This window comes from Geodermatophilus sp. SYSU D00525, assembly GCF_054050475.1.
Genome location: NZ_JBJGZK010000050.1, coordinates 1 through 6,693, shown reverse-complemented (window position 1 = coordinate 6,693; position 6,693 = coordinate 1). Strand labels below are relative to the sequence as shown.

The following is a 6,693-nucleotide window of genomic DNA, read 5'->3' as shown; positions in this document are numbered from 1 at the left end:
GGGGGGGGGGGGGTGGGGGGGGGGGGCGGGGGGGGGGGGGGGGGGGGGGGGGCGGGGGGGGGGGGGGGGGGTGTGCGGGGGGCGGGGGGCGGGGGCGCCCCCCCCCCCCCCCCCGCCGGCCGGGTGCGCACCGCGCCGGAGAACCCGATGGTCGCGTCCATGCGGGCCGCCGTCACCAAGGCCGAGGAGCAGCTGGCCAAGGCCGAGGCCTCCGGGGACGCGAAGCGGATCGCCCAGGCGCGGACGGACCTGGAGACCCGCCGCGAGTGGCTGGCCGAGGCCGAGCGGTCCTCCCGCCGCTGACCTCACACGCGAGAGGCCCCGCCCGGATCCCGGGCGGGGCCTCTCGCGTCCGTGCGGCTCCTAGGCCGGGGCGCCGATGCGCGGCATGCCGAGCAGCACGCCGGGCGTCGTCGGGCGGGTGCCGGCCTCGTGCGCGTCACCGGCGCGGGTGCGGCGGTGCGACAGCAGCGGGCCGTCGGCGACCAGGTGGTGCGGCGCCGCCGCGGTGACGACGGTCTCGACGACGTCGCCGGGCCGGACACCGTCGCCGCCGGCGAAGTGCACCAGCCGCCCGTCACGGGCGCGGCCGCTCATCCGTCCGGTACGGGCGTCCTTGCTGCCCTCCCCCGCCGCCGCCAGGAGCTCCACCCTGCGGCCGACCTGCGCCCGGTTCTCCGCCCAGCTGATCTCGTCCTGCAGCGCGGTCAGCCGCAGGTAGCGCTCCTGCACGACCTCCTTGGGCAGCTGGCCGTCCATCCCGGCGGCCGGCGTCCCGGGGCGCTTGGAGTACTGGAAGGTGAACGCACTGGCGAAGCGGGCCCGGCGGACCACCTCGAGGGTCTGCTCGAAGTCGGCCTCGGTCTCGCCGGGGAACCCGACGATGATGTCGGTGGTGATCGCGGCGTCGGGCATCGCGGCACGGACCCGGTCGATGATCCCGAGGTAGCGGTCCTGCCGGTAGCCGCGGCGCATCCGGCGCAGCACGTCGTCCGACCCGGACTGCAGCGGCATGTGCAGCTGGTGGCAGACCGCGGGCGTCTCGGCCATCGCCTCGATGACGTCGTCGGTGAACTCCCGCGGGTGCGGGCTGGTGAACCGGACCCGCTCCAGGCCCTCGATGCGACCGGTGGCACGCAGCAGGTCGGCGAACGCCCCGCGGTCGCGGAACTCGACGCCGTAGGCGTTCACGTTCTGCCCGAGCAGGGTCACCTCGAGCACGCCTTGGTCGACCAGCGCCTGCACCTCGGCCAGGATCTCCCCCGGCCGGCGGTCCTTCTCCTTGCCGCGCAGCGCCGGGACGATGCAGAACGTGCAGGTGTTGTTGCAGCCGACGCTGATCGACACCCAGCCGGAGTAGGCGGAGTCCCGCTTGGCCGGCAGCGTCGACGGGAAGACCTCGAGCGCCTCGGCGATCTCCACCTGCGCCTCGGCGTTGTGCCGGGCCCGCTCCAGCAGCGCCGGCAGCGACCCCACGTTGTGCGTCCCGAAGACGACGTCGACCCACGGCGCCCGCTCGACGATCTCGCCGCGGTCCTTCTGCGCCAGGCACCCGCCGACGGCGATCTGCATGCCCGGGTGCGCGTCCTTCACCGGGCGCAGGTGGCCGAGGTTGCCGTAGAGGCGGTTGTCGGCGTTCTCCCGCACCGCGCAGGTGTTGAGCACGACGACGTCGGCGTCCTCGCCCTCCGGGGCGGCGGCGTAGCCGGCGGCCTCCAGCAGCCCGGACAGCCGCTCGGAGTCGTGCACGTTCATCTGGCACCCGTAGGTGCGCACCCGGTAGGTGCGCGGCGGGCTGTCGACCTCGGTTCCCATGACGTCTGCGAGGGTACGGCGCGACGACGGTCACACGGCGTCACCGCGTTCGTTACTACACCGTGACGCCCCCGAGGGGTCGCTGCCCGCCCGCGGCCCTAGGGTTCCGGACGTGACCAGCCAGCTAGCCGGAGGACCTCTCGTCCAGCTGACCGGCGTCAACAAGTGGTTCGGTGAGCTGCACGTGTTGCAGGACATCGACCTGTCGATCGACCGCGGCGAGGTCGTCGTGGTCATCGGGCCGTCCGGGTCGGGCAAGTCGACGCTGTGCCGCGCGATCAACCGGCTGGAGGCCATCCAGCAGGGCGAGATCCGCATCGACGGCGAGAAGCTGCCCGAGGAGGGCAAGGCGCTCGCCCGGCTGCGCAGCGACGTCGGGATGGTCTTCCAGAGCTTCAACCTGTTCGCCCACAAGACGATCCTCGAGAACGTCACCCTCGCCCCGACGCGGGTGCGCCGGATGTCGAAGGCCGATGCCGAGCGGCGAGCGCGCGAGCTGCTCGACCGGGTCGGCGTCGGGCACCAGGCCGACAAGTACCCCGCCCAGCTGTCCGGCGGTCAGCAGCAGCGCGTGGCCATCGCCCGCGCCCTGGCCATGGACCCCAAGGTCATCCTCTTCGACGAGCCGACGTCGGCCCTCGACCCCGAGATGATCAACGAGGTCCTCGACGTCATGACCTCGCTGGCCCGCGAGGGCATGACGATGGTCGTCGTCACCCACGAGATGGGCTTCGCCCGGCGGGCGGCCAACCGGGTCGTGTTCATGGACGGCGGCCGGATCGTCGAGTCCTCCGACCCGGAGACGTTCTTCACCAGCCCGCGCTCGGACCGGGCCCGCGACTTCCTGTCCAAGATCCTCAACCACTGACCCACCCGGGAGGACACCCCATGCGCAGCACCCGACGGCTCGCGGCCCTCGCCACCCTCGGCCTGGCCCTGGCCGCCTGCTCCAGCGAGGCGGGCACGCAGGCCGAGGAGTCGGCCGAGAACACCGCCGAGGTCCAGGAGGACGTCGAGTTCGAGGCCGGCACGACGATGGCCGAGCTCAACGAGGCCGGCGCCATCACCATCGGCACCAAGTACGACCAGCCCGGCTTCGGCCTGCTGAACCCGCAGTCCGGGAGCCCGGAGGGCTTCGACGTCGAGATCGCCAAGATCGTGGCCGCCGAGCTCGGCATCCCCGAGGACGGCATCACCTGGACCGAGACGGTGTCGGCCAACCGCGAGCCGTTCATCCAGAACGGCCAGGTCGACATGGTGGTGGCCACCTACACGATCAACGACGCGCGCAAGCAGGTCGTCGACTTCGCCGGCCCGTACTACATCGCCGGCCAGGACATCATGGTCGCCGAGGGCAACCCCGAGGGCATCGAGGGCCCCGACGACCTGGCCGGGAAGACGGTGTGCTCGGTCGAGGGCTCGACGCCCGCGCAGAACATCCGGGACAACTACCCGCAGGCCCAGCTGGTGACCTACGACGTCTACTCCAAGTGCGCCGACGACCTGCGCAACGGCAACGTCCAGGCGGTGACGACGGACAACGTCATCCTCACCGGCCTGGTCGCCGGCAGCGACGGCGCCTTCGAGCTGGTGGGCAACCCGTTCACCGAGGAGCCCTACGGCATCGGGCTCGCGCTCGGTGACACGGAGTTCCGGAACTTCGTCAACGACGTCCTCGAGGAGGCCTTCGAGGACGGCCGCTGGGCCGACGCGTGGGACCGCACCGCCGGCTCCATCACCGGCGAGGAGGCCCCCGAGCCGCCGACGGTCGACCGGTACTGACCCCACTCGACCCGGACGTCCGCGACGCCGCCGGGCGGGCTCCCGCCCGGCGGCGTCGCCCCGTCCCCGACCTCTCGAGGGCGCGGTGCAGTTCCTCAGCGACAACTCCGACCTGTTGTGGAGCGCGTTCCTGACGACGCTCTCCCTCGCCGTCGTCAGCGGCGTCTGCTCCCTGGTGCTGGGCACCGTGCTGGCGGGCATGCGGGTGAGCCCCGTGCCGCCGCTGCGCGGGCTGGCGACCTTCTACGTCGAGGTCTTCCGCAACACCCCGCTGACGGTGGTGTTCTTCTTCTTCGCGTTCGGCATCGTGCAGATCGACCTGCAGTTCCCGAGCCGGTTCATCACCGCCGTGGCCGCGCTGTCGCTCTACACCGCCGCGTTCGTCTGCGAGGCGCTGCGCTCGGGCATCAACGCCGTCCCGCCGGGACAGGCGGAGGCCGCCCGGGCGCTGGGCCTGACCTTCGGCCAGTCGCTGCGCCAGGTGGTGCTCCCCCAGGCCTTCCGGACCGTGGTGCCGCCGCTGGGCAACGTGTGGATCGCGCTGGCGAAGAACACCTCCATCGCCGCCGGCTTCGCGGTCACCGACCTGACCGCCGCGCTGCAGCGGCTGGCCAACACCAACGCCGACCAGCTGCTCGCCGTGTTCCTCGCGGTCGTCGCCGGCTACCTGGTCATCACACTGCCCTCTGCCTGGCTGATCCGGGTGGTCGAGAACCGGGTGGCGATCGTCCGATGAGCAGCACCGTCCTGTTCGACCTGCCCGGCCCGCAGGCCCGCCGCCGCCAGCGGATCGGCACGGTCGTCGGCGCACTGCTCATCGCGGCCCTCGTCGGGTGGGGGCTGTGGCGCCTGGGCGTCAACGGCCAGCTCGAGCCCGACCGCTGGGCGATCCTGTTCGACCCGTCGTCCGGGGTGCCGCAGGCGCTCTGGGAGGGCCTGCTCAACACTCTCGCCGCGGCCGCCGTCGGCATGGTGCTGGCCACCGTGTTCGGCGCGCTGCTCGCCGTGGGGCGGCTGTCCGACCACGCCTGGGTGCGGGCACCGGTCGGTGTGGTGATCGAGTTCTTCCGCGCCGTGCCGCTGCTGATCCTGATCCTGTTCTGCCTGCTGTTCCTGCCGACCGTCGGCGTCCCGATGACGGCGTTCCGCGCGCTGGTCCTCGGCCTGACGCTCTACAACATGGCCGTGCTGGCCGAGATCTTCCGCGCCGGCATCCTGTCGGTGGACCGCGGGCAGCGGGAGGCGGCCTTCGCCCTGGGCATGCGCAAGACGCAGGTCATGACGCTGGTGCTGCTGCCGCAGGCGGTGCGGCGGATGCTGCCGGTGCTCGTGGCCCAGCTGGTCGTGCTGCTCAAGGACTCGTCGCTGGGCTTCATCGTCGGCTACGTCGAGCTGCTGCGGACCGCCCGGAGCCTGGTGGAGTTCTTCGCCTTCTCCTTCGGCAACACCTACACGTTCCAGCTGTACGTGGCCGCCGCGGTCATCTACATCGTGATCAACGTGCTGCTGTCCTGGCTGGCCAGGTACGTGGAGAAGCGCACCCGGCGGAACACCAAGGCGGCCGCGGCCAAGCCGGTCGAGTCGCTCACCAGCGCGGAGATGGACGGGGGCGGCGGGCCGGTCTGACCCGGGGTGTCCGCGGGACACGGAACGGTCACGCGGCGTCCCGTCCGCCCCGCGGCGCACCCCCGGGCGCGCGGGTGGTCAGCCGGTGCGGCGGGGCTGCCGAGAGTGGATCCGTGGACACCGCTCTCCGCCCCGCCGTGCCGCCGCTGCCCTCGGTGGTGCGCCTGCCCGAGGGGCAGGTCGACGTCGCCCAGGACTTCGTGAACCGCCTGCGCGCGGCCGCCGCGCAGTTCGCCGTCGCCGCCGGTGCCCAGACCGCCGTCGTCCGCGAGGCCGTGCCGCCGGCCCGGCACCGGCGGGCCCGCTGCCGGGTGGTGCTGCGCGCCGCCGACGGCAGCGAGCGCGACCTGACCTTCCTCGGCCCGGTCAGCCGGCCGGCCGTGCTGCCCGACCGCACCTTCGAGCAGCACATCCGGCAGTGGCTCGCCGCCCGCGTGGACGGCGAGGGCGAGTGGCTGGTGTCCGACGACGAGGCACCCGGCGGCGTCGCCGTGGACCTCACCGCGTGGACCGGCCGGCCCGCGGCCGCCGGCCTGCCGACCCAGGCGATGCCGCTCCAGACGGCGCGTTCGGCTCAGCCGCCCGCGCGGCTGACCGAGGCGGTGCCCGCCGTCGCCGGCCCGCTGGCGGGCTGAACGCGCCACCGACGGCCACGGCGGCCGGTCGCCCCCTGGGGCGGCCGGCCGCCGTCGTCGCTGCGGGTGGGGGCGACGGGGCCGCCCGGGCGGACGGGGCCGCTCAGGAGTCGACGTCGGCCCAGCCGTCGCCGCCGTCCTCGTCGGTGCCGGAGCCGGTCTCGTCGAGGACCTCGCGCACCACGCCCGCGGCCAGGCCGCCGTTGTAGCCCTTGCGCGCGAGCATCCCGACCAGCCGGCGGGTGGCGGTGACGCGGTCCACCCGGCGCAGCGCCGGGAGCCGGCGCTCCACCAGCCGGCGGGCGGCGGCCCGCTCGTCCTCCTCGTCGACCTGGGCGAGGGCCTGCTCGGCGTCCTCGCCGTCGACGCCCTTGGCGCGCAGCTCGGCCCGCAGCGCCCGCCGCGCCAGCCCGCGGCCGGCCTGCCGGGAGGTCACCCAGGCGCGGGCGAAGGCCGCGTCGTCGATCAGCCCGACCTCGCCGAACCGGTCGAGGACCGCGGTCGCGGCCTCCTCCGGGACGCCGCGCCGCTCGAGCAGGTCGGCCAGCTGCTGGCGCGTCCGGGCCGCGCCGGTCAGGGCCCGCAGGCAGATGGCCCGGGCGACCGACTCCGGGTCACCCGGGTCGTCGGCGTCGCGGTCGTAGGGGGCGGCTGGGGTCTGCTCGTCGGCGGCGGCCGGGCCGTCCGGGTCAGGGGACGGCCCGGACCGCCGCCGCCCGCATGCACCCGGGGGAACCACGGCTGGACGTCGCGCGCGTCCGTGGCCTGTTCCCCGGCCTCTCCGACGGCTTCGTGCACACCGACGCCCCCGGCGGCACGCTGATGCCCGAGAGCG

General features: G+C 74.1%; 8 protein-coding genes. 6 read left to right on the top strand and 2 right to left on the bottom strand.

What is annotated here, in order from left to right; all coding sequences use genetic code 11:
• Positions 1–147: 147 nt before the first annotated feature.
• Entirely contained in the window at positions 148–303 is a 156-nt protein-coding gene (locus ACI796_RS23095) for a hypothetical protein (protein WP_456943558.1), read from the top strand.
• 60 nt (positions 304–363) lie between these two features.
• Here ACI796_RS23095 and miaB read toward each other — a convergent pair whose 3' ends face one another.
• Entirely contained in the window at positions 364–1,815 is a 1,452-nt protein-coding gene (miaB, locus tag ACI796_RS23090) for a tRNA (N6-isopentenyl adenosine(37)-C2)-methylthiotransferase MiaB (RefSeq protein WP_456943557.1), read from the bottom strand.
• Between the two features lie 112 nt (positions 1,816–1,927).
• Here miaB and ACI796_RS23085 point away from each other — a divergent pair, with 112 nt between their 5' ends.
• From ACI796_RS23085 to ACI796_RS23065, 5 genes are all read left to right on the top strand, one after another.
• Positions 1,928–2,683: an amino acid ABC transporter ATP-binding protein gene (locus ACI796_RS23085; RefSeq protein WP_456943556.1), complete on the top strand. Its 756-nt coding sequence runs from the start codon at positions 1,928–1,930 to the stop codon at positions 2,681–2,683.
• Positions 2,684–2,703: 20 nt separating this feature from the next.
• On the top strand, positions 2,704–3,597 hold the full coding sequence (locus tag ACI796_RS23080; RefSeq protein WP_456943555.1) for a glutamate ABC transporter substrate-binding protein: 894 nt from the start codon (positions 2,704–2,706) through the stop codon (positions 3,595–3,597).
• Between the two features lie 85 nt (positions 3,598–3,682).
• On the top strand, positions 3,683–4,333 hold the full coding sequence (locus tag ACI796_RS23075) for an amino acid ABC transporter permease (protein ID WP_456943554.1): 651 nt from the start codon (positions 3,683–3,685) through the stop codon (positions 4,331–4,333).
• Positions 4,330–5,223, top strand: coding sequence for an amino acid ABC transporter permease (locus ACI796_RS23070; protein ID WP_456943553.1), 894 nt, complete (start codon positions 4,330–4,332; stop codon positions 5,221–5,223). Before ACI796_RS23075 ends, ACI796_RS23070 begins: the two co-directional genes overlap by 4 nt.
• A 113-nt stretch (positions 5,224–5,336) precedes the next feature.
• Positions 5,337–5,858, top strand: a complete 522-nt coding sequence (locus ACI796_RS23065) for a hypothetical protein (RefSeq protein WP_456943552.1) — start codon at positions 5,337–5,339, stop codon at positions 5,856–5,858.
• A gap of 103 nt (positions 5,859–5,961) precedes the next feature.
• Here the strand turns inward: ACI796_RS23065 and ACI796_RS23060 are convergent, their stop codons facing one another.
• The gene (locus ACI796_RS23060; protein WP_456943551.1) at positions 5,962–6,597 is read right to left on the bottom strand and encodes a regulatory protein RecX; all 636 of its coding nucleotides are present in this window, start codon (positions 6,595–6,597) and stop codon (positions 5,962–5,964) included.
• Positions 6,598–6,693: the final 96 nt, after the last annotated feature.

What these genes read in the sequence shown, in the direction of transcription:
- ACI796_RS23070 (WP_456943553.1), top strand. Translation starts at nt 4,330, where the DNA reads ATGAGCAGCACCGTCCTGTTCGACCTGCCCGGCCCGCAGGCCCGCCGC.
- ACI796_RS23095 (WP_456943558.1), top strand. Translation starts at nt 148, where the DNA reads ATGGTCGCGTCCATGCGGGCCGCCGTCACCAAGGCCGAGGAGCAGCTG.
- miaB (WP_456943557.1), bottom strand. Translation starts at nt 1,815, where the DNA reads ATGGGAACCGAGGTCGACAGCCCGCCGCGCACCTACCGGGTGCGCACC.
- ACI796_RS23080 (WP_456943555.1), top strand. Translation starts at nt 2,704, where the DNA reads ATGCGCAGCACCCGACGGCTCGCGGCCCTCGCCACCCTCGGCCTGGCC.